Annotated in this window: 18 protein-coding genes; 1 reads left to right on the top strand and 17 read right to left on the bottom strand. The window is 48.6% G+C overall.

Annotation, left to right across the window (positions count from 1 at the left end; translation table 11 throughout):
- Positions 1 to 45: 45 nt before the first annotated feature.
- The 3 genes from MHH93_RS01500 to paiA form a co-directional block, all read right to left on the bottom strand.
- The gene (locus MHH93_RS01500; protein ID WP_500052400.1) at positions 46 to 1,095 is read right to left on the bottom strand and encodes a LacI family DNA-binding transcriptional regulator; all 1,050 of its coding nucleotides are present in this window, start codon (positions 1,093 to 1,095) and stop codon (positions 46 to 48) included.
- Positions 1,096 to 1,563: 468 nt separating this feature from the next.
- A complete protein-coding gene (gene glpX / locus MHH93_RS01495; RefSeq protein WP_500052398.1) occupies positions 1,564 to 2,646 on the bottom strand; it encodes a class II fructose-bisphosphatase in 1,083 nt (360 codons plus the stop codon).
- Positions 2,647 to 3,340: 694 nt separating this feature from the next.
- Positions 3,341 to 3,859: a spermidine/spermine N(1)-acetyltransferase gene (gene paiA, locus MHH93_RS01490; protein WP_500052397.1), complete on the bottom strand. Its 519-nt coding sequence runs from the start codon at positions 3,857 to 3,859 to the stop codon at positions 3,341 to 3,343.
- A gap of 130 nt (positions 3,860 to 3,989) precedes the next feature.
- Between paiA and MHH93_RS01485 the strand changes: the two genes are divergently transcribed.
- Positions 3,990 to 4,610, top strand: a complete 621-nt coding sequence (locus MHH93_RS01485; RefSeq protein WP_500052395.1) for a YczE/YyaS/YitT family protein — start codon at positions 3,990 to 3,992, stop codon at positions 4,608 to 4,610.
- Positions 4,611 to 4,714: 104 nt separating this feature from the next.
- Here MHH93_RS01485 and MHH93_RS01480 read toward each other — a convergent pair whose 3' ends face one another.
- The 14 genes from MHH93_RS01480 to MHH93_RS01415 all read right to left on the bottom strand — a co-directional run bounded on the left by MHH93_RS01480 (position 4,715) and on the right by MHH93_RS01415 (position 24,615).
- Entirely contained in the window at positions 4,715 to 7,294 is a 2,580-nt protein-coding gene (locus tag MHH93_RS01480) for a X2-like carbohydrate binding domain-containing protein (protein ID WP_500052394.1), read from the bottom strand.
- A 347-nt stretch (positions 7,295 to 7,641) separates the two neighbouring features.
- Complete coding sequence (locus tag MHH93_RS01475; protein ID WP_500052392.1) at positions 7,642 to 8,160, bottom strand: (2Fe-2S)-binding protein; 519 nt, start codon at positions 8,158 to 8,160, stop codon at positions 7,642 to 7,644.
- On the bottom strand, positions 8,157 to 10,691 hold the full coding sequence (locus tag MHH93_RS01470) for a molybdopterin cofactor-binding domain-containing protein (protein WP_500052390.1): 2,535 nt from the start codon (positions 10,689 to 10,691) through the stop codon (positions 8,157 to 8,159). The genes MHH93_RS01475 and MHH93_RS01470 overlap by 4 nt, the downstream gene beginning before the upstream one ends.
- Before the next feature lie 33 nt (positions 10,692 to 10,724).
- A complete protein-coding gene (locus MHH93_RS01465; RefSeq protein ID WP_500052389.1) occupies positions 10,725 to 11,639 on the bottom strand; it encodes an FAD binding domain-containing protein in 915 nt (304 codons plus the stop codon).
- 272 nt (positions 11,640 to 11,911) lie between these two features.
- Positions 11,912 to 12,577, bottom strand: a complete 666-nt coding sequence (locus MHH93_RS01460; protein ID WP_500052387.1) for a nucleotidyltransferase family protein — start codon at positions 12,575 to 12,577, stop codon at positions 11,912 to 11,914.
- Positions 12,543 to 13,826: an XdhC family protein gene (locus tag MHH93_RS01455; protein WP_500052385.1), complete on the bottom strand. Its 1,284-nt coding sequence runs from the start codon at positions 13,824 to 13,826 to the stop codon at positions 12,543 to 12,545. The genes MHH93_RS01460 and MHH93_RS01455 overlap by 35 nt, the downstream gene beginning before the upstream one ends.
- 42 nt (positions 13,827 to 13,868) lie before the next feature.
- The gene (locus tag MHH93_RS01450) at positions 13,869 to 15,191 is read right to left on the bottom strand and encodes a 5'-deoxyadenosine deaminase (RefSeq protein ID WP_500052383.1); all 1,323 of its coding nucleotides are present in this window, start codon (positions 15,189 to 15,191) and stop codon (positions 13,869 to 13,871) included.
- Between the two features lie 91 nt (positions 15,192 to 15,282).
- Entirely contained in the window at positions 15,283 to 16,878 is a 1,596-nt protein-coding gene (ggt, locus tag MHH93_RS01445) for a gamma-glutamyltransferase (protein WP_500052381.1), read from the bottom strand.
- Positions 16,872 to 18,113 (bottom strand): pyridoxal-phosphate-dependent aminotransferase family protein, encoded by a 1,242-nt coding sequence (locus MHH93_RS01440; protein ID WP_500052379.1) that lies wholly within the window; start codon positions 18,111 to 18,113, stop codon positions 16,872 to 16,874. Before MHH93_RS01440 ends, ggt begins: the two co-directional genes overlap by 7 nt.
- A gap of 6 nt (positions 18,114 to 18,119) precedes the next feature.
- The gene (locus MHH93_RS01435; protein WP_500052378.1) at positions 18,120 to 19,427 is read right to left on the bottom strand and encodes a Zn-dependent hydrolase; all 1,308 of its coding nucleotides are present in this window, start codon (positions 19,425 to 19,427) and stop codon (positions 18,120 to 18,122) included.
- A complete protein-coding gene (allB, locus tag MHH93_RS01430) occupies positions 19,424 to 20,827 on the bottom strand; it encodes an allantoinase AllB (protein ID WP_500052376.1) in 1,404 nt (467 codons plus the stop codon). The genes MHH93_RS01435 and allB overlap by 4 nt, the downstream gene beginning before the upstream one ends.
- Positions 20,828 to 20,870: 43 nt before the next feature.
- Entirely contained in the window at positions 20,871 to 21,248 is a 378-nt protein-coding gene (gene uraH, locus MHH93_RS01425) for a hydroxyisourate hydrolase (protein ID WP_500052374.1), read from the bottom strand.
- A complete protein-coding gene (pucL, locus tag MHH93_RS01420) occupies positions 21,248 to 22,753 on the bottom strand; it encodes a factor-independent urate hydroxylase (protein ID WP_500052372.1) in 1,506 nt (501 codons plus the stop codon). Before pucL ends, uraH begins: the two co-directional genes overlap by 1 nt.
- Before the next feature lie 239 nt (positions 22,754 to 22,992).
- Positions 22,993 to 24,615, bottom strand: a complete 1,623-nt coding sequence (locus tag MHH93_RS01415; RefSeq protein ID WP_500052370.1) for a PucR family transcriptional regulator — start codon at positions 24,613 to 24,615, stop codon at positions 22,993 to 22,995.
- Between the last annotated feature and the right edge of the window lie 56 nt (positions 24,616 to 24,671).

Here is a 24,671-nt window from a genome sequence, read left to right as displayed (position 1 = left end):
CTCCTTTGGAATAATAAAAAGTCTTTCAATATGTGTACCAATAAACTATTGACGGATAGAAGAAGCACGGATGATCAATTCGGTAGGCAACAACGCTCTCGCTGATTCGGTTAGCGTCACAACTGAGTTATTCGCCTTATGCGTGATACCTGCAGACCCATGCATAAGCTTCGATGCTGCAAGTTCACCCATCTCAAAAAATGGAACCCTGACGCTGCTCAGCGGCGGAACCGCCATCTCGGCGGCATCGGAGTCGTCATAACCGACAAATGCCGGAAAATCCTCCACCCGAATTCCCCGCTCACGCAAACCATGCATGACCCCAATGGCCATCCGGTCATTGGCCGCAAATACAGCATCAATCTCATGTAGGCGATCTGCTACAATCGCTGCTGCCTCAATCCCACTTCTTCTACTATAATTTCCCTCAAGCAAGAGACTTGGATCCAACTCCATACCTGCTTCTTGCAAGCCAAGACGGACACCTTCCATTCGCTCCTGGCTGTTGGAATAGCTGTCTGGACCATTGAGAAAAGCGATTTGGCGATACCCCTGATCCGTAAGATGGCGTATGGCAAGCCTGCTGCCTTCCACATGATCCGCATCCACTTCCGTGAACGATTGGCCCGCAAAATGCTGATTCATTACACAGAATGGGTGTCCTTCCTGGTGAAGCTGCTGCATGGCTGCCAGTTCTTCATGTTCATCTCGGGCACCAAGGATAATGCAAGCATCCACTTTCTGACGCCGGAACAGATCCGTATAATTCATCACTTCACCGGGTGTCCGGAACATAACCAGCAGGTCCATGCCATTGTCTCTGGCTTTGCTTCCAATCCCACTCAGCATTTCCGAGAAAAAATACGCCGAGAACAGATGCGCCTTCGGAACATAAGGCAATACTACGCCAAGGTTCCCGCTTTTACTTCTGGCAAAACTGCGAGCAAGTGCGCTGGGCACATAGCCTAACTGTTCGGAAGCTTCAAGAACCTTGCGGCGTGTCTCTTCCTTAATAGGACCTACCCCATTATGCACCCGGGAGACCGTCGCCTCGGAAACACCCGCAAGATCAGCCACTTCTTTACGAGATGCCATGAATTTCACCCCCCTTTATATAAGTTGAACTAAAGATTATTTACACTGACACTACGATGACAGAATAACCTTCCAATCGCTGTTATCCCCAGATTTCTTTTGATTCCCTTTTCTTAAGGGAAAATCCGGTGATAAAGGCGAACACTTCGCTTTTTCAGGTTTTTTCTGTCCTCTCCGTTATCGTGTAAATGATTAGTTCAACTTATATAACTCATCAGCAATAATGTAATAATTAAAAATCGATATTTATGTACGCGCGTACATTTTCTCATGCTATGTAACCGTTGTCAATGCTTTAATACAAAAAATAATGAGGGCTTGGATTAACCCAAACCCTCATTATTTTCTTGCCAGCGCTGATACTTTTATTAACTCCTTGCCCTGTAACCTTAGGGGTTCAAGTTACTTATCAAACTCACTACAACGCTCTCAGTTGATGCTATTTGTTTAATTCATGGAGAGTCCGGCTCACAACGTGGTGGTAACACTATGATCAACGGAGGATTGACTAAACTCTGCCTGTTCCAACGTTTTTACATGATTCGGAATGCGGTCCGATGGTTCAGGCGTGGATTGAAGCTGTCTTACTTTGTGCAGCACTTCTTTGTTAGGCAAGAAGTGTTGGGAACGAATGAATCGAATGGTTTTGGTTTTGGCACGCATGACAATCGAATCCGTCTCGGCGCGATCATCCGCAAGATACCGTACCCCTCCCAAGATCTCCCCTGGCGTCACACCCGTTGCGGCAAAAATGACGTCCTCCGTACCGATCATATCCTGCATCGTTAATACTTTGTACGGATTATCAATCCCCATCTGCAGGCAGCGCTGGAATTCGTCTGCATTGGCAGGCATCAGGCGACCTTGAATCTCGCCCCCAAGGCAAGATAGCGCTGCGGCAGCCAGCACACCTTCCGGCGCTCCTCCAGATCCGACATACAGATCAATGCCCGCCTCCGGGAAGGCCGGTGCCATTGCACCCGCCACATCACCGTCACTGAGGAACTTGATCCGCACGCCGACCTTGCGCAGTGTCTTAATGATGCTCTCATGTCGCACACGATCCAGAATCATCACTGTCAGATCCGAGATGTTTTTGTTCAATGCGGCAGCGGCTTTCTCCAGTGTGACTTCAACCGGATCTTCTATGCTGACCTTGCCTACAAGTGCAGGCCCTACCGCCAATTTCTCCATATACATATCCGGTGCGTGGAGCAGGTTACCTTTTCCCGCCACTGCAATAACCGATAGAGCGTTGTTTAGTCCTTTGGCCACGATTTCTGTACCTTCGAGCGGGTCTACAGCCACGTCAACCTCAGGCCCCTCAGCGTTGCCCACTTCCTCGCCGATGTACAACATGGGTGCTTCATCCATTTCTCCTTCACCGATTACCACCGTGCCGCGAATGGACACGGAATCGAACATGGCGCGCATGGCCAAAGTAGCTGCTTCATCTGCACTGTTCTTGTCGCCTCGTCCCATCCAGGGTGCTGAAGCTAACGCAGCCAATTCTGTTACTCTGACAATTTCCAACGCCAGTTCGCGTTCCATATTTCCCACTTCCTTTCCAATTTCCAAAAGCATATCGTGAAAGCGGTACTAAATCCATCGCAAATCCATATGGAATTGATCTATAATCGGCGTCGTAGCGCCTTTCGAACGATTTATACCTTATTTATCCAATTAATATTTTGATTGATTTCAGCCCTTTTTTTGGCTCATTCGAAGAGTACAATCCACCTCATTTCTCACTTGATACATTAATTTTATTTTCCATTTTCCGCGTCTAAAACCAAATAGTTTAACATGATGAATTAGCACGCCCTTTTCATGCGCAAAAAGTTCTTCTAACATGATATATGTACAACTAATATAGTGATTATTAAGAACGTAACACGATCTATTAGACGACAAACGAAAACGATTTTCGAATGGCTGTCCAAACGCAGAAATAAACTAATAAACTGTACTGATCTTCCTCGAATTCAATCGGCTCCCTTAACGATTATTGAGCTGAATTTTACTGTCCATTATGTATTAATCAGGACTTTAACTTTTCCTAAAGCCATAGATACAGCTTATGATGGTCATCGAAAATAATAAGTTTACATAATATTAATTATGTGATTTTTCTCGTCCATTTCTACATTTTATTATTCAACGGTTCTGGCAAAACATAAAAAAGCCCGAAAGAATTCTGCTTAACAGCATTTTTTCTCCCAAGCTTATCTCCTCATTGAACCAGTTACTGTATCGTTTTGGTCATTATAAAATCAATCTGTTGCTCATCTCCCATGTAAAAAGTATGAGCTCCAGTCTGTACAAACCCCATCTTTTCATAAAAGGCGATGGCATTTTCGTTTTTCTCCCATACCCCTAACCAGATACTTGTTTTATGATGTTCTCTTGCCACCTCTATGGCTTTATGGAGCAATACTTTACCAAGGCCATGTTTTTGGAATTCTTTCTTGATGTATACCCGCTCAATCTCAAGGGATTCCACGCCCATCTTCTCAGACTGGGCATCATTGATATTTACCTTCATATACCCTGCAAGATCATGATTGACGGAAATAAAATGAAATTGTGAATCCGCCATGGACAGTTCTGCTTCTAATTGTTTCCGATTAAACGCCTTTTCCAGATAAGCTTTCATATTTCCAGGTGAATTTTGCGCTTTAAACGTTTCATTAAACGTCTCATAACTGATCTCCTGCAGTTCACTTATATGTTCACTGGTGCATCTCTCTATACGAATCGTCATCTATATTCACATTCCTTTAACAAGTTAATCATGAATCATTTGTTGCAAATGCAATAAAAAAGGATTACATTGAATTTATCTTACTTTTGTTGTATTTGCAACATAATATCAAAAAAAGAGGTTGAATGAATTGAAATATGTGCTTTTTGTCGCAGGTATTCTCATCTTAACGCTGGGCATTTCCCTTACCATCCAATCAGATCTGGGCACCTCGCCGTTTGATGCACTTTTGGTAGGGCTTTCCCAACATGTAGGCCTAAGTGTAGGAAGCTGGGAGGTCATCATTGCTTTCCTATTGATAGGATGCAATTCGCTTCTGAAGAAGCAAAAACCCGAGTTCTTGGGACTCGTCACCGCATTCATTACTGGTGTGGGAATTGATCTATGGCTTTATGTATCTGAATCTTTAGTCACGCCGGTAGTTTGGTACAACCAACTCATGACTTTTGCCATTGGCTTAGTAATTATAAGTATCGGCACGGCAATCTATTTACAGACCCATTTTGCCCCCATTCCGATTGACCGCTTAACATTAATTCTGCATGAAATCACTCGAACTCCCTTATTTGTATCAAGAACATTCATTTACTTTGTATTTCTGATATTGGCATTCCTCCTCAGTGGTCCGATCGGGCTTGGAACGTTGTTAACCGTCTGTTTTGCAGGTCTCCTCCTTCAGTTCATCATGGCCCATACGAAAAAGCTAATAGATCGCATAGTAACAGACAGGGATACATCATCACATACTTAAAGTGAAAAAGAACATTCCGTCTAACGGGTGTACCACCGACTACACAATAAAAGGCTGAATCAGAGGTTTAACCCCTGATCCAGCCCATGAAAAGTGCTTCTCCCTTACGGCTCAATTCCCCATACCAGCTGACCATTCACATAACCAGTAACCTTATCATGGTTTGCGAACTGACTACCGGATGCCTTGAACGAGTAATCGTTAGTCTGAGTGTAATTCGTCCAATTGTTCTTGGAGAAGCGAGCTTGAACCTCTGCGCTCTGACCTGCATTCAGCGTTCCCGCCGCACTTGTAAAGCCCACTTCAAGATAATGATCCGCCCCGGCAACTGGAGTCGCCAGTTTAACGAAATTGCTCGTTACATTCGCGCTGCCCATACTGGCCCAGTCGGACCAGAAACTCTGAGCTTCTTCCCCGTCAATCGTATAGTAATACCGGAGTTTTACATCACTCAACGAAATGGCCGAATTACCAGAGTTGACCAATTTGAATTTGGGTGAAATTCCGTTGGTGGATGCACTTGTATTGCCGTTAAAGGCTTGAATCGTCAAATCCCCTGCTGGCACAGTAACCGTGCTATCTACTACGTTCACCGTAAACACAGCGTTATTTCCTCCATTGAAGTGAAAGGTCAATACGTTCTGACCCAAGGGCAGCGTAGCGAGATAGGATTTGTTCAGAACAACAGCAGAGCTGGACGCTGTATAATTCTGACCGGATACAAGCGTAGCATTCCCCTTCGTGATGCTTGTAAGCTGACGGCCGTTGAGGGTGAGAGTGACGTTAATATCCTGCGCGGGATTCGTCGCTTTATCAAATGTTGCACTCACAGGAGAAATCGCAGCATTCGTGCTCGGTGTTGAATCCACAATTTTGACTTTTAACACAGGGTCCTGCCCTTGATTAAAATCCAGAACAATCGAATGGTCGCCAACTGGCAGGGTCGCCAGATAAGCTTTTTTCAGCAGCAATGTGCTTCCGCTCAGAGTGTAGTCCGTGTTTGCGGTCAACACATAGTTGCCTGCCCGAAGAGCGTTCAGTGTATGACCATTTGCATTCACAGTTACAGCCTTGTCGCTTTGATTGGGTGTGTATTTGTCAAATTCAACGTTTGCAGGGGTAATGGATGCGCTGGGATTCGGATTGTTAACCTTTAGATTTGGCAGCTCATCCAACGTAATGACATAATCACTTTGATAAAGTGTTTTCAATGTTGCCGGATAATTAAATGCAGAACTCATCAGATGCTCGCCATACCAAGGACAGAAGTACAGCCATCCTGATTTCTCCTCTGTCAGATTTTTCACGCTTGGGATTGTGTCATTCTCCGTCATGGCTACCATTTTCGTACCGTTCGTCAACTCAACAAGCTTATAGAAAATCGAGGTAATTGCATCCTCATTCGGTACGCCAGACAAACCGTCATAACGGTTATAGATCGTATTATATTTATCATATCCGACAAGATCTACCTGATCATCGCCCGGATACCAAGCAGGAGAAGTGCTGTATACGTAGCTGTTGTAGGTCCAGATCAGATTGTGCAAGCCATACGTCTCGGTCAGTTCGGTATAAAGCAGATCCCATAGCTCTTTGTACACTTCTGCGCCTGCCGAAGCCCACCAGAACCATGCACCTTCCCCGTTCAGTCCGCCGTTGCCTTCAGCTTCATGATACGGACGGAACAGAACCGGCACGTTGTTGTCCTGCAAAATTAGCAGTTGTTCTGCCAAATCCTCAATGGTCATCATCACGTATTGATACTCTTTGGTACCGGGAATTACCGCATTTGCTGTATTAAAATTCGTTTCGGTTGGCTTATACGTAGCTTCTTTCCAGTCTACAAAGTCACCGAGCTCATACGTATTGAAATTTCGAGGCACATTGATATGCCAGGAAGCTGTTGCAATACCATCACGGTTATTCACCCAATCAATCATGCGATCGGTTGTACCGTCTTCCCAACCATACAGCGGATTGTAATTCATCAAATCAAAGCCGCGAATAGCCGGATACTTCCCGGTCAGATCATGAATCCATTCGAATTCAAGCTCTGAATCTCCGTCATTCCCTCCTCCGTAGATTTCTTGTTGACCAGAAATAATATTGTTACCATATACCTCCGTTAAATAATTCATCAAAATTTGTGTTTCCGGTGTGGCCTCAGGATCACTCAGAATAGGCTGTACATTCAGGGGGTCCAGATCCGCATAATCCACTGTAAAAGTATCAAAATACGCGAAGCCCCAGCCAGCCTTCAGCTCAATCGTGTTGGCACCCTGATTCAGCTTGTGAAAGCCAAAATCGAAGTCTGACCATGTTGTCGTGTAAGGCAGCATGAACGCCCCTTTTGTAACACCATTTACGATTAAATTTTGTGACCTGCCATCTGCACTGAGCTCCTGCATATATCGTGTGGAGATTGCGTACATGCCGGTTTCCGGGACAGTAACTGTGAAGGTTAGTGTGCCAGAGTTCTGCATCCAGACAAATCCGGCCCCTGAGAATCCGGGCTTGGGTTGTCCATAGATCGAAGTGACCACTTGAAGATCCGGGGTGAGTTGCGCATCTTCGCTTTCGATGGTGAACAGTGGGGTGTCTGCATGAACGGGCGCTGTCATTAATCCAAATAGTAGGGCCAATGCCAGCATCATTGCGGTTGCCTTTTTGAGCAAATTTTTCATCAATTCCATCTTCCTTCCCAAGTGAAATATGATAATGAAATGTCAATGAACCCATTCATGATGACGCTTTCATTGTAAACATAGCATGCACAACAATTTTTGTAAATATATGGTGATTGCAATTGTTAAAACTTCTTTTATACCAATACTTTCAAGATTAATCCTTAAAACGATCTGTACCCTGATGATTCTCCGAAAACGGTTCATTATCTCACCAAAATCGGACCTTAATTTCATCTCCCGTTATATGATTGAAGACATAAAAAAACAAAAAAAAGCATTCCTGGATCGAATGCTTTTTCAAAAAACGTTTCTTCAATTCACCTTGCTTAAGTCTTCGTCCCGTCTCAACTAATAGTCTCCTCGGCAGATATTTCCTTTATCGCACAGCTTTCCCCTGCCTTGCGTACCGCCCGAATAATGCCACCGTAGCCGGTACAACGACACAGATTCCCGCACAACCCCGTTTCAATCTGTTCTTGAGAAGGCTCAGGATGTGCATCCAACAATGCCTTGGTTGAGATCACCATGCCCGGAGTGCAGTAACCGCACTGGAAGCCCCCTTCCTCCACAAAAGCCTGTTGAATCGGATGCAGGGTGCCTTTCTCCTCGCCATGCAGACCTTCAATGGTCATTATGTCACTGCCTTCACATTGATAAGCCATGACAAGACAGGAATTCACGGGCTCTCCATCTATCAGAACCATACATGCGCCGCAGCGACCAACTTCACAGGATACTTTGGTACCCGTCAGTTGCAAATGAGTCCGAAGCACATCAACAAGTCGAGTCGTTTGCGCGATCTCCAGATGTTTCTCTTCGCCATTCACAACGGCTGTCCAGTGACTCTCAAGTGGCTTACTCATGATGGACTCACTCCTTCCTGCAAAGGTACATTTAAAGGCCTGACCAGTAGTTCCCTCGGTACAGGGAGACGGTTAACCCATACGCCTGTCGCCTGGTGAATGGCGGCTGTAATGGCTGGCGCAAGCGCTACGGAACCAATCTCACCAATGCCCCTGGGCCCGAATGAATCACCCTCGGGTAAGTCTTCGATGGCTTCAACCTCCAGGTTGGTATGAATGTCCTTAATGGTTGGGATCAGATACGTGTCGAGGTTCGTGGTTACATAACGGCTGTCCTGCATGACCGCATCCTCGGTCAACGTGAATCCCAACGCCATGACACTCCCGCCTTCAATCTGTCCGATATAGCCCATAGGGTTGATAACCGGACCTGCCGCTACGACATGGCGTGTATCGAGCAGCTTGGTTTCTCCGGTCAACGTATTGACTTCCACCTCTGCCGCAACCGCCGCATACGTATACAAATAATGCCCGCCTACCACATTGTCCGGCGTAGTTGGGTAATCGAACTTTGTATCGAAAATCCATTCATCGGCTTCGCCCTGCGTCGCGAGTTCAGCATACGAGATCACTAAGCCTGATGCGCCCCCCTCTTTCGCCTTGTATTGGGATGCACCCAAATAACTTTCAGCAACTTGAGCACTTTCAGTCCCCTTAGCAACAATCTCAACCACTTCAGTTCTTTCAGCCTTCTCTGCTTTTCCTGCTTCAGACATTTGATTTACGTCTTCCAGTGCCAAGGTTACTTCCTTCTCGCTCTTTCCTGTCCTTTGCACATCTGTTTCTATTTCTGTTTCTACTTCTAAAGTTTCGGCAGGAAGCTGGCCTTTGCGCCATATCCCCCCAGGTCCTGTTGCCAGTTCATCCGCCGGAATGCCCGACAATTCAGATGCAACAGCGAGAGCACGGGAACGAAAAGGAGTCTGCAAACGTTGAAGGGCCATCCAGGCCATCGTTGTTGAACGTGAAGCCGTACTTGATCCGCTGTGTGGCACACGATCCGTATCTCCAATAATGATACTGAGATCCGATGTACTGCATTGGAATAGATCACATAACATAATTTCCAGCGTTGCAACGAGCCCCTGACCGAATTCCTCGTAGCTGAATGCCACCTCAATCTTGCCTTCATTATTCAGGGACAAGCGACCGCCCGCAGGATCTGGAATGCCATAACCGAGCCCTGCACCATGCATGGCAATTGCTGCTCCGACACCACGCTTGATCCATGGCGGCAAAGTAGGATCTGTCGGGGGATGCTGATGTTTCTGCCACAGTTCGGAGCGATCCAATGCCTCCCATACTTGGGACAGTCCATCCGTAACCAGAATACGTTGATTCAGCGGTCCGGGATCATTCTTTTCTCTCATATTACGTCTGCGGAACTCCCAAGGGTCCATGTTCATGATCTCTGCAAGCCGATCCATCTGGCCTTCCATGGCAAAAATCGCCTGGTTCCCACCAAATCCACGAAACTCACCCGACAATCCATTATTCGTATACACAGACACACCTTCCACATCCACATGAGGGATGGCGTATGGTCCAAGACAATGCTCGGTACAGAAGTTCAACACGGGTGCACCCAGTGTGGCATACGCTCCCGTATCTGCTGTAATGCGGACACGATGCGCTTGTATGATGCCTTCTCGACTCATACCCGTTTGCATTTCAATCTTCATTGGATGCCGTTTCAACCCTGCACGCACGGATTCTTTACGTGAATTATGCATTTTCACAGGACGTCCGCATCTCAAGGCCAGCAGTGCACCATAAGGCTGTACGTTAAGCTCATCTTTTCCGCCAAATGAACCCCCAATCGGTGAAGACACCACACGAATATCTTCTTCAGGACAGCCAATAATCCGCGCAAGCTGCATCCGATCCTTATAACCGTGTTGCGTTGCCGCAAATACATTCAGCCTTCCCTCTTCATCCGGGACAAACAGGCCACCTTCTGTCTCCATGTACGCATGCATCTGGCGAGGTGTATAATACGTCTCTGTCACGATATGATCACACGTGGCAAAGGCTTGCTCGGCGGCTCCACGTTTGATCTCCGTCCGATGCAGCACATTACCTGGACCATGCTCATGCAGCTCTGGTGCACCGGGAGCCAACGTAGCGTCTGTGCTATTAAGCGGAGTGAGTTCCTCATACTCTACGCGAATCGCATCCAGCGCAAGTGCCGCACGTTCCGGGGAATCCGCAGCAACCGCTGCAATGGCATCCCCAACATAACGAACGATATCCTCGCAGAATACAGGCTGATCCGGGGTGGCTATGCCAAAACGATTCAGACCAGGCACATCTTTGGAGGTCAGAACCGCATAGACACCTTCCAACGTTTCGGCTTCCGAAGTATCTATAGATAATATGCGAGCATGAGGATAATCACTTCGCAATACTCTGCCATGAATCATGTCAGGTAGCGTCATATCCGTCAGATATTGAAGCTGACCTGTTACTTTGGGTGCCCCATCTGGCCGCAGGTGCCAGCGTTTCCCGCTCTGTTTCCGATTCAGCAGCACAATGCCTCTCCCCCTTTGCTTGATCCCATTTAACTATACGTGAAGTGCCTCCCATAGCCCGGCACCAAGCAGGTTGCCTGCGGTCTGTTTACGATAATGTTCCGTTGCAAATGCATCACCATAAGTTGTAAATTCTTCAGCCACAGCAGCTGCAAGAGCCGCCGCTTGCATGACAGTAGCTTCGCTGTTAAGAAGCAGCTGTTCTGACTCCAGCAGTCTCATCGCCATGCCTGAGCCCCCGCCTGCAGCAATCGCAATCTTAGTCCAGCGATGATCCGAATCAATCTCACCGTATAACGCAACCGTCACCAGCGATGCACTGAACGTCTCCCGTCGACCCAACTTGCGGTAAAAGGAAACTTCCCTTGCAGCAGGCATCTGCCCACTGTCCACATCAAGTAGAGAGGATGGTCTCATCGGGATATGAATCGATATTAATACATCCCCTGGATTACGGCTGCCATCCCGTCCACCCTGAAGCCAGGAAGACACACTGCGGATTTCAATTCCGCTGTCCGTCAACCAGTGCAGCTTCGCATCATATACGAGCAAAGCAGGCAGTGTATCCCCTACTCCGGACACAATATTCCCGCCAATGGTTGCCACATTACGAATGGAAGGGGCAGCAATTCCATTCACCGCCTCTTGCAGGATCGGCAGTTGATGCAGCAACACTTGTGAAGCACATTCCTTTAATCGGGTCATTGCGCCAATGACGATCTCATCTCCACGATTAGATATCCCTCTCATTTCAGGAACACGAGCCAGGCTAATCATGTGTTCAGGTGCAGGAATCAAGCCTCCCTCCCACTGGGTTCGCAGCAATGTTCCGCCTGCCGTGAAACAACATATTTCCTTCAGTCTACTTCTCAACGTTTGCAGTTCTTGCAGGTTCTCCGGCTGCCATACCGATGGCAATGCTCCAGAACCGTATGCTGGTGTTACCATCGCCGCATCCCCTTTCTCTCTCTTCCATGGGCAGGACATTCAACCGTCTGATCCAGATAATTCTTCAAATCATATGAGAGTTCAGCAGCAACGTCAATTACCTTCACATCGTTTTGGATAAATGTATAAAACCTGTGTTCTATTTGTGCTTGATGCATTATGATCTATCAAAAGCTAACATGTAGTTTCTTTCTCCACACGTAAAAAGAAGACAAACAGGCCAACCAGACTGCCTGGCTGACCTGATCATGTAATTAAATTATACATAGTTATTAATCTTCTCCTGTTATATAGTCTGCCTGCCCCGATTCATATACATGATTCAAAATGCGTTCCAATTCCGGTTCTGTATCTGCGTCCCAGAAACTCGTCTCAGACAGGGGTACATGTACTCCGGAATAATTAGCGCTGCGCATAATCTTGCGTGCCCCCTCATCTCCATGCAGAGACAACAGAGGACCGAACATATGGGAGCGAAAAGCAACGGGCGGCTTGCCTCCCTCACCGTTAGTAGCTGCGACATAGTCACACAGCTTGTGGGCAGCCAGTGCTGTGCTCACCCGATTAATATCCTGCGCCTTTAATAGAGGCTGATCACCCAGTAACATGAGAATGCCCTCCGGTTGGTACTCCATGGCCGACAATACGCCAGAATGAAGAGAATTCGCCATGCCACAAGCATAGTCGGCACAGACTACAATTCGAAGTCGCGCTGTGGGATGATAGGCATAAGTGGCAGAATCAACCCATTTTACAGGCAGCCAAGCCAATGAATCTTCCGGTTTGACCACACAGACCACTTGATCCAGATCCGAATCCAGCGCAGCTTCCAGTGACCATGCAGCCAGTGACCTCCCGTCTGGCATGACAACCGAGAGTTTATCCCGACCAAGGCGACAACTCTTACCTGCTGCCAGAACGATGCCCGTCATTCGCATGTGCAACGCTTCCCTTCTGCCCCACCTCAGAACTCAAGGAAGAAACCTTATGTTTACATGCGATCAATTCCGCTGCAATGCTGATGGCGATCTGTTCGGGACCGTCCGCCCCGATGCTCAAACCAACGGGAGAATGTACATTTTTCAACGGTGGTAAGCCATCCAGCAGACGGGCTGTTCGTGTTTTGGAACCCATGATCCCAAGATACGCGTACTCACAATCCACTACCATCTCCAACAGTTCACGTTCGCGGGGAAAATTGTGAGTCATCAATATCAAATAATCCCCTTTGGTTACGTTTAACAGAGGCATAATCTCACGCGGGAAACCCAATACTAGTTCAGCTTCAGGGAATCGTTCCGAGGTGCATAAGGACTCTCGCCAATCCGCTACAACCACACGGAACCCTGCGGATCGGGCGAGTCTGGCAACAGGAATAACATCATTCCCGGCTCCGATGATTATCAACCGAGGTGTAGGTGTGTACAGTGAAGTGAGTTGCAGCGGGAGGTCCCAGGGATTCGTTGAAACCGTGTTGTTGGTCGCTATTTCAGCGTCCGCCTTAGAGATATGTTGTGAATTAACGGATAGATGGGAAGAGTGAGATCCGTTTGACGTAGCAGGTATCACTTCAGGCACAAGCGTAAGGCGAGGTATATCGGGAGAATGTTGTGTTGATGTTGAATGTTCATACTTGGTATTTCCACTGCTGTGCTGCATATCAACCTGCAATGGCGATCGATTATGATTCGCTACGCGATCATGAGGAGGGACGAGCGAAGGACGCAAGACCGGATGATGCTCTTTTTCCGTAGCCTCAATCCGTTTCCATCCATATTGAACCCTTGTGTAATCATCTTGAAACGTTCGGGTTAACGCTGTTGCAGCGCCGGATTGCAAACACTCATGCATCTTCTGCAACGTAGATCGGAGTTCACCACACACTGGTTCAAGCAACACAACAACGATTCCGCCGCAGCCAATGGTCTCCCCCCAGGACAGATCATCCTCGGGACGCATGTCGTACTCCGCGAATCCCATCTGCTTCGTATCCAGCACATGGCTCACCCGGGCCTGAAGATCACTCTCCAGGCATCCCGGACTGATACTACCATACATTTGGCCTTCCTCGGTCAACAGCATAGAGACTCCCTGCTTACGGTAGGCATGACCCTCTACCTTAATCGCTGTTGCGAGCACGCAGCGCATTTCACGGGCTGCGATTGTACACAGATCATGCATTTCCATAGTCGTCTCCATCCTTTCTGGAATTGCATAAGTTCCCTTCAATCAGATGCGCTTCATCAATCTCGCAATACTTTTATCCGACTCACGTAGGACAATGCCACGATCGATCGTCTGAATCTTACGATTTTTGAGTACAATGCTGCCATCGATAATTACGGTGTCCACACAACTACGTGTTGCGGAATAGACCACGCGTGAATAGACATCCGTCTCATAAGAAGGGTACGTGTGGAAATCATCCAGATCCAGCAGTAGCATATCTGCCTTTTTGCCCACTTCGAGACTGCCGATTTCCTTCGATAAGCCGAGCACCTCTGCACCACCCATGGTAGCCATGCGCAGTACGGTCCGGGCATCCATCACCGTTGGACCATGAGGAATCTTCTGCATCAGCGCTGTGAGGCGCATCTCCTGAAACATATCCAGATTGTTGTTGCACGCCGCACCATCAGCCCCGATCCCAACAGCGATCTGACGATTCAGCAGATCCGGAATATCTGCTACTCCGGAGGAAAGCTTCATATTCGATCCAGGACAGTGAGTGACTTTGACTCCGCGCTTGCGGATGATCTCTTTCTCTTCCTCACTCAACCATACACAGTGGGCCAGCACCAATCTTGGGGTAGCCAGACCAATATGATCGAGGTATACGATGTTACGCATTCCGCGTTCGTGTTCTACGAGTTCGATCTCTCCACGATTCTCGGAGGCATGGGTGTGGACTTTGACATGATATTTATTGGACAGGTCGCGTACCTCTATCAGCAATTCTTCAGTACACGATACAACAAAGCGTGGACAGAACGCATATTGAATGCGACCTCCGCCAAAACCGTTCCATTTCTCCAGCAGATCCACACTCTGTTGCAGCGAAGTTGCTGTATTCTCACGCAAGGGTTCCGGAACTTCGTCTCCATGATCCATCATCACCTTGCCAGAGATGACCCGGATGCCGCTCTGTGCCATCGCCTGAAACGCCGAGTCTGTGTGATGTACCGTCTCCATATCCAGAATGGTCGTGGTTCCGCTGGAGATCAATTCGCCAAGTCCGAGCATTGCCGAATAATACACGGACTCCTCATCATGCGCTGCTTCCAGCGGCCAGATGCGTTGACGGAGCCAATCCATCAGTTCCAGATCATCCGCACGTCCACGGAACAAGGTTTGACACAGATGAATATGTGTCTGGATGAAGCCCGGCAACAGTACTTTGCCGCGAGCATCAATGACTTGGTCAGCCTGAACATCGATATGCGCTGCAATCTCCTTGATTTTGTTATCCTCGATCAACAGATCTCCAATGAACACTTCTTCTTCTGCATTCATCGTCACAAGCTGTGCGCCTTTCAGCAGGATCGTTCCCATGCCAATCTCCCCTATCTGTGTCTGTCTGTATCATTCAACTCGCTGTTATCGTGTAAATATCCCGTTGAAATTATAACTGTTCATGCAGCTGTTACCATCCAATAGCTATACCATCGCCTCTGGGGTCTGCCGCGCCACTAATCATGCCGTCCTCACGAATGACAATGCCTTGCGACTGTCCCATAATACCGTCCCACGGTGCTCTCGCTTCAACGTTATGTCCCCACTGGGCAAGGGTTGCACATACGTCATCATGATATCGGTTCTCCACACGCAGCGTATCGCCTTCTTCGCCCCAGGTACGTCCGTACACCCAACGTGGCAAGCTGATTGCTTCCTGAATGTTCAGCCCGTAATCAAGCACGCCGGTAAGCACCGATAATTGTGTCTGCGGCTGGCCTTCTCCCCCCTGTGTACCCACGAGCATATAGGGTTTGCCATCTCGTGTAACAAGGCCCGGCATGAGCGTATGGAATGAGCGTTTGTTGGGTTCCAGAACGTTAGCGTCCCTCGGGTCTAATGAGAAAAACGATCCCCGGTTCTGCATGATAACCCCCGTATCCCCTGGGACATAGGCTGCACCGAAGTCAAAATACAAGCTTTGAATGAAGGAAACGGCATTGCCTTCGCTATCAACAACCGCTGCATACGCCGTGTCCTGACCTATCGTTTTGGACAAAAACGGCTGTGCCACAGGTGGAGCAGACTGAATCTCGTTCCACAATTGGTCTCCGTAACCCTTGGATAACAGATGTTCCAGCGGAATGTCCCTGAAATCAGGGTCCGTCAGATAACGATCACGATCACGAAACGCCTTTTTCACCACTTCCGTCATCAGATGATAGAATTCGGGTGACGTGCGTGCCACCGAGGACAGATCCATATGCTCCAGCATATTTAACATCATTAGCATGGAGAAACCCTGCGAGTTGGGCGGCATCTGATGAACCTCATACCCACGATACCCTGTACTGACGGGCTTCACCCATTCTCCCTGATGACCTGCAAAATCCGCTGGTGCAAGCATGCCCCCATCCTCACGAATAGCCGAAGTCAGACGATCCGCGAGTTCTCCTGTATAAAAAACATCTCGCCCTTCTGTCTGAATCAGACGAATCGAGGCAGCAAGATCAGGCTGGATCAACAGCTCGCCTTCCTGCAAAAGTGTACCCATAGGGGCAAATACCGCTCGCAGCGGTGTATGACCCAGTATGAAATCCTCATCCCTTTCCATCCACAGGCGAAGATTCCGGGATACAGGGCATCCTTTTTCCGCATACTGCGCAGCAGGTTCAAGCAGTTGCTCCCACGGTAACTTACCGTACCGGGTCCAAACTTCCCACCAGGCATCGACCATTCCCGGAACCGTGATGGCACTAAGTACACCGCGCTGAGGAATAGCACTCATACCCATCGCTTTGAACGTATCGGCATGAATGCCTGCGGCTGAGCGACCACTTCCGTTATAGGCGGTAATCTCACCGCTGGCTCCATCATGAATCAGGAAGAAGGCATCCCCGCCAAGTCCGGTCATATGCGGATATACCACGCCCAATGCTGCACTGACCGCAACAGCAGCGTCATAAGCATTCCCGCCCTGCTGGAGGATGGAGCTTCCCACTGCACTCGCCAGATAATGAGGAGTAGTAACCATGACCTCTCTGGAGATTGGCATCTGATTTAACATAAAGCGCCCTCCTTCCCTGCATACACATCCAATGCCGCCTGCACTGCTTCACCGGCTGGTAACACATGACGATGACGGAGAAGGACAGCTTCCAGCGCTCCCAGCACATGAAGTACGTTTTTGCGTTGGCAGCTGAATCCCATTGTACCGATCCGCCAGATTTGCCCTTTCAACGGTCCGAATGAACTGGCAATCTCAATGCTAAAATCGTTTAGCAACATGCTGCGCACCGACTCACCATCAATTCCCTCCGGAATCGTGATACAAGTGACCATCGGAAGTTTACTGGACATATCCCCATACAGTTGCAGTCCCATTCCCTGGATTCCAGCGACCAATGCACGTTCATTCACAAGATGTCTCTGGAACCTGGATTCCAATCCTTCTTGCAGCAATATGCGCAAACCTTCGTGAAGACCATAGAGCATGGAGGTAGCCTCCGTATGGTGGTTCAACCGTGCTGAACTCCAGTAATCCTGCAATTGGCTCAGGTCAAAATAATTGCTGGCAATGGTTCGGCCTTCTGCCCGCGCACTGGTTGCGTCTCGGAGTCCGCGTTCAACAGTTTTGCGGCTCATCAGTTTCTGTTCCACACGATTGTTGTACGTGAGAGGCGCCATCCCTGAAGGAACGGACAGGCATTTCTGCGTTCCGCCCATCACCGCATCCAGATACCAGGCATCCGTCTCCACGGGAGTCCCGCCGATCGTTGCCACAGCATCTACAACGAGTAAAATATCGAGCTCGCGACAGGCTTTGCCAATCTCGGCAAGGGGCTGCATCTGTCCGGTGGAAGTTTCACCGTGAACCATGGCAACTAATTTTGGTTTATGGGCATGGATCGCTTTGATCACCTCTTCCGGATCAAATACCGTTCCCCATTCCGTTTCAAAAAAGACAACCTCGGCACCACAGCGTTCCGAGATTTCAACCAGCAGATGTCCAAATCGTCCGTAGATCGGGACGAGAACTTTGTCACCGGGCTGGATCAGACTGACCAACACCGCTTCAATGCCTGAACGGGATGTGCCATCGACCGGATAACACCACTCGTTATCTGTCATATATAACTCACGCAGCATTGCCATCGTCTCGTTCATCAAGGAGGTGAACTCCGGGTCAAACTGCCCCAGGATAGGAAAGGATAATGCTCTGAGAACACGTGGATCAACTTCAACCGGTCCCGGGGTCATAATGGTCCGCAAGGACGGAGATAACTCTTTATAGCTGGACATCTGCATTCAACTCCCGTAACCGTATTTATAGAGTAGCCGGACCAGAACCTGAAAACCGTGCATCAGGTCTGCTTCAGCTGTATATTCAAGTGGATTATGACTGATACCGTCCTGACTCGGCACAAAGATCATGGCCGTCGGACAAGTCGGCTGAAAAATCTGCGAATCATGTCCCGCACCGCTTGGCATTAGCCAATAGGACAACTGCTCCTGCTCACAGGTATCTTGGATGTCTGAGATCATCTCTGCATTCATAGGAATGGGCGTCACCGACAGATGTTCTTCCCAGTCCAGTCCGAGCTGCTGCTCGGCTGCAATCCGACTAAAAGCCTGGAGCATATCCTGCCAGCAACGATCAATACTTTCCTGCCGGATATGGCGGATATCCAATGAAAACACCGCCCGTCCTGCAACCACATTCCCAACACCCGGATCGGCTGTGATTCGCCCAACCGTGGCTACCAGCGGTTCTCCTGCTTCCAATGCGTTATTCCTTACTGCAGTAATCATCTCAGCTGCTCCAGCAAGTGCATCTTTGCGCCAGGACATCGGCGTTGTTCCTGCATGATTCGCTTCCCCGCTTACCGTAATACTGAACCGCTTCTGACCTACAATATCGGATACGACTCCAATCGAATGTCCGAGACGTTCCAGAACCTGACCTTGCTCAATGTGAAGCTCAATAAAGGCACCATATTTTTTCGCAGCCGGTCTATATGCACTATTGGGCCCAAAACCCGCATCGCTGATCGCTTGTGCAAAGGTAACGCCATCTTGATCCCTCAAATGCTCCACATCTTCCAGAGAGGTTGTTCCTGTTATACTGCGTGAACCCCAATATGCAAAAGGGAATCGACTCCCCTCTTCCTCGCATAGGGATACCACTTGAAGTGTGCGCTTCGGCGCTCCAAAATGCTTCTGCAAATACTCCAAAGCAAGGACACCCGCCACCACACCGTAAGCACCATCATATTTGCCACCATACACCACGGTATCCATATGTGATCCGGTCACGATCGGTAATTCTTCAGCACCAGTCGCTGATCCCATACCCTCGCCCTTCAGTGTGCCATACAGATTCCCGGACTGGTCGAACTCGGGAGACAGCCCTTTTTCCTGCATTTTGGCAGCAAGGGCACCTTGTGCTTCACACCAAGCCGAGTCATACAACAGCCTTGTGACGCCGCCCTGTGCGTCTGCACCATATGTCGACAGCCAGTCTAGCATGGCTTGCAGCTCCACCTGTTCCATATCTGGCAAAGAAAGAGGTGCATTATTCGTACCGGATGACCGGTAAATTCCAGACTCCGTCATGGCGTTTCCTCCGTTCCCGCTTCGATGGGACTAGAGGAGTAAGCCGCAATGTGTTGTCCGACAGGCACAGGAGATAACCCGGATTCCGAGTTGTAGACGCGCTGCCCACGGCAAAATACATCTGCTATCTGACACTTGAATGTACGTCCTACATAAGGACTCTGTTTATGCGTATAGAGCAGATCCTCTGTGTTCAGGTTTGTACTCTTCTCCCAATCAATCAGAACCAGATCTGCATCCATGCCAATTGCAATCTCCCCTTTATTCTCCAGACCAAGCCTTCTGGCAGGCTGCAGAGAGAGCACTCTTCCGAGCAACGGGAGGTCAATATTTCGCTGAAGATGTCCATCCTCCAGCATGATTAGCAGTGTGCTTTGTGCCCCGGATATGCCGCCCCAGATTTCAAAGAAGTTATCCGATTGTTTCATGGATGGCGGGCAAGGAGAATGGTCTGAGGCAATAACATCAATCATTCCTGAACTCAGTGCATCCCATAACTGCTCCTGCTCGGAAGAGCTGCGAAGAGGTGGAGCGCATTTCGCTACAGCACCCAATCGGACCACATCCTTCTCGGTCAGCGTCAGATAATGAGGGCATGTCTCCGAAGTGACGTCTTGCCCACGCCGTTTGGCTGCTGCAATCAGATCCAACGCTTCCCGGGTGCTAATATGCACAAAATGCAGCGCACACCCGGTCTGTTCGCCGTATTTCAACGCTCGGGCAACCGCGACGACTTCAGCTTCCACAGGACGAGAGCGGATATAATCCATCGGTTCCGTCTTTCCCTCAGCGATGCTTCTCGCACCGAGTTCGGCAACGATGCCTTCGTCCTCTGCATGAAGTGCCAGCACACGGTTTAATGTTGCAAGTTCTTTCATCCCATCCAGCAGCGTATGATCATCAGCTCTGGCAAAGATGTCTTCCCCATCACCACCCGGTTCCGACATGAATGCCTTGAATCCGGCAGCACCCAGCCGTGTCAGTGGAGCAAGTTCCTCCCGGTTGCCGGGAACCAGACCTCCCCAGAAGGCATAATCCACATACGATTGGTCTGCCGCCGCTTTCCTTTTCATGTCCCATGCTTCCGGCCTTGTGGTTGGCGGTACGCCGTTAAGCGGCATATCAACATAGGTCGTGATTCCCCCTGCGGCAAGGGCTGCCGAACCCGATCGGAATCCCTCCCAACTGGCGAGTCCGGGTTCATTGAAGTGTACATGAATGTCCACGACACCCGGCATCACTGTAAGCCCCTCAGCTTCTATGATGCAAGTCGCTTCACCAGCGGTCAGCCGTGTGGACAGTTCCGTAATTTTCTCACCCGTAATGCCAATATCCAGTTGCTCTACCCGATCTCTCAGCACCACCCGGCCCCCCCGGATGATGGTATCAAATGTTGTCATGTGGATGACCCTCCCCCTGAATCAGAACCGGATATGTGCATGTTCAGCTTCCCCGGTATGTACTGTAACCTCCTGGAGCAATCAATAATGGAATATGGTAATGGCTTGAGGCATCAGATACGGCAAAACGTATCGGAACAATCGTCCATAATGCCTGCCCCAGCTCCTCCAATGAACGATGTGCGTAATAACTCTCAACATGGAATTGAAGCTCATATATCGCTGGCTCCAACTTGCCTCCATCCAGCAGCGGTGCATCCAAACGCCCATCCGCATTGGTCACCGACTCAGCTACTTTTGTCTTGCTTTCCTGTTCTCCATTCCTATTCAGGGTATACAGTTCGATCCGAACACCCGCAGCAGGCACGCCTTTGGATGTATCCAGCACATGTGTTGTAATTCGTCCTTCAGACATCGACATTAGACATCACCTGCTTTCCCGGCGTCACGGCCATCTGTTCCCAGATCATCCCTTGTCATCGAGAAACCCTGGAATCCATAAGGTGGTCTCGGTTCGGTAAATACTTTGCCTTCTCCCTCTTTCACTTCCTCCAGCACTGTCTCCCAAGTCCGATTGTTGGATTCAAATGAAACCTCACTCAGTTGTTCAAATCGACTTAACAACCTTCGTCCAATCTGGTAAATCAGATGTTGAATGGAAGCAGATCGACACTCGTGAAACACCGCAGCAGCCAAATCTCTGACCTGTTCCGCCGCTACATACCGTCCACGCTGATCATCCATGCCATCTCTCGGATCTTCATAACGCCAATTGATGTTCAGGAAAATAAATAACGGTCGATCCCATGTCTCTGGAAGAGTGGTATATTCATCCTGCATAAATCCGGCAAATTCACTGCCTTTGACTTTGATCAGTCTCAGATCGGCTACACCACTGAAATGGTTGCTTAATTCGATCGAGTCTCCTGTTCGTTCTGCTTCCACGGCAGCTGTCGCACGATCATTCTGTGAATAACGAAATACGAGCGCACTCGGTCGATAACTCCCTTCCAACCCAATCGGTACATCTTCAAAAGGAATCTGGTCCGCTGTCATCTGAACCTTGCTCATCTGCGGATACGTCTCCAGGAAACGCCGACTTACAAGCGCAAGAAATCCTTCCACCGTCGCCCCTGTGTAATCCGCTGCATGTTTGAGAATGAAATTCTTCATCGAATCGGTTGCCACCACCAGCGAATTATCCCCTTCTGCAAAAGAAGGCAAGAATTCATCGCCCTGCACGGCGACCTTAATGTTTAATCCAAACAGAATATTGCTGCGTCCCATAAAAGGAGATTCCGGAATGGACTGTATACCCGTCAACGGTTTGGCGTAGGAACGGTACATCCACACATCCCCTTTGCCGTAATACATGGTCCGCTGCTGCACTGCGGCCGGCTTGCTCACGAACTCATGTTCATGACCGATCTGTGCGAGCCATTGCTCCAAGCGAATGCCCGCAATCTTGAATACTTCCTTCAATGCAGTCTCGAATTCTTCTTCCCTGCCTCGGCGATGACGTTGCCTCATGGATTCGAGGATGGAGCTCGCGGTATGGCCTTTTACAGCCAATATAAAAGGAAAGCCAAATTGGCTTGTATATGCTTTGTTTAAATGTTGAAGTTCGTTGTATTGCTCTTGTGAGAGTGAATCAAGGCCTGCACCTGCCTGCTCCTGAACGGAGTTGCTGCTCATGCTGATTCGTGCCCCAAGATCCGGGTGATTTCGAAGCAACTGCAACTTCACCTCATCATCCGATGCCTGAACCACATCCTTCATCACGTTCATCATCTGTTCAATTGAATCAAACGGTCGTAAAAGCCCGGAACGTTCTGCTACCCATGATGATTCCTCAAATAAGCCGCCAAACGTATGCACGAACTGCGTGATAGACCAGTTGTTAACAAGTTTAATTAAGTCGCTCATGTTAGAACCTCCGGTCTGTTGTGGATTATTGTTCTTCATTCTAAGTGTCGTTCAATGTCGCGACAACAATATTTACGCAATTTTGTAATATAACATAACATCAGAGTTGCGATTTGTTTGCCGTGCACGGGAAGTTCAGCTTTTGTTGTCCTTAAACATGAAAAAACCGCACTCCATCAAGGGAATACGGTTCATGGTTCTGAGACTCAGTAACATTGTCATCTTGCACAATGCGCGGTTTAGAGTTGCACATTGTGCGGTCTTGCAGCTGCTTTGTCCCGCACAAACTTGCGGAAGGTGAAGACCAGCTTTAATTTCAGCAGATCATTTGTTTTCTTAAAGTCCATTTGCAGCAAGCTGCCGACTTTCTCCATACGATAAGTGACTGTGTTACGATGCACAAACAGCTGCTTGGCAGCTTCATTGATCAGTCCATCATTCTCGATAAAGGACTCCAATGTATTCATCAATACCTGATTGGGATCACCATCCCTGGCAAGTAACGGTTCAAGTACTTTATTGCAGTAATTCTCCATGATGTTATCCGGTACATGTTGGAACACATAGGCAAATTCGAGCATTTCAAATTGCAAAGCACGGTCTTTCATGCCGAATCGACGAGCCAGTTGTCGGGTATCCAGACATTCCTGATACGCTTCACGGAGCGATTTGGGTTCGTGTTTCATTTTGCTGATCCAGAAACGCGGGGCCGGTGCCCCTTTTGCTTCTTGTGCTGCCAGCACATCACCGAACCGGTTCAACAGAAAACCTGACAGTTCCTCTCCATAGTCTCTCCCTGTTGGACAGGTATAGATGGACAGAATGCCATCTTCGATCTGAAAATGCTGTGAGGCCGTGAATTGCATCAGTGGATTGTATTGTAATTCACGATGAATCTGTTTAAGCAGCTTTCCCTCGGCGAAGAGAGTCGGCTCAAGCGTAATCAGTACGCACTGATACGTTCCCTGGAACAGATGCACACCTTTATTCTCACTCATGGTGGTCAATTCCTGAATGGTCATTTTGTTATCCAGATATTGTGAAAGCAGCGTACGCATCTCATCTTGCACGGTCGGATTAATATGCTCACGATAAGTCATATCCATATAAAATGCCAGTACATCAGCAGCCTGTTGGAACAGCTCCTCCTCTGCCCGAAGCGATAAGGCTGAATCGGTAAACACCAGCAACGATCCGTATTCTTCATCATTTTGCTTGATCGGTACGCGATGACAACTACCCTGATTCCATTTCACTCGGTGCATGACCGATTTCCATGGCCAGCCCTGGGTTACAGCATCTCCTGCAATGCCTTCACTACCGTAAAGCACATGCCCACGTGAACCAATGACGGCAAGTGGATAATTCAGCACCGTAGCAAGTTCGGCAAACACATTCCGGTGTGGCTGCTGTTGCAGTGCAAACTGCATTAATTTCTTTTGCTTCTGCACAACCTCATGCAGCAAGCGGTTACTGCGTTCATGTTCAGCCTTGAACAAGGCATTCATCTGGTCCGAGAAGGTGAATTGAAAAGGAAGCTCAAGCAATGGTAACCGAAGTCGATCCGCTTCCTCGACAATGCCTTGAGGAATGGACTGCCAGAAGCGTCCCAGCTTGATGCCGAGTCCTGCACAGCCACGTTCGTTCAAGCGCCGCATCAAACGCAGTGCATCTGTTTCACTGTCTTTCATAATAAAAGCGGTGGTGAACAACATTTCTCCGGATTTGATCCAATCCGCGATATCAGGAGCGTCCATGACATTAACGGATTTCATCATCCGTGAAGTCCCTTCTCCACCCGCAACCAGTTTGGCCTCGGACAACGGGTATACCTGTAAAGCCTCTCTAACCGTAAGTTGCATGGACACTACCTCCCATATATATAACACGTAATCATGTTATTTTCGTTTAAGCAGAA

Source organism: Priestia sp. FSL H7-0729, from assembly GCF_038005685.1.
GTDB lineage: Bacteria > Bacillota > Bacilli > Paenibacillales > Paenibacillaceae > Paenibacillus.
This window is presented reverse-complemented; position numbering and strand designations above follow the sequence as displayed.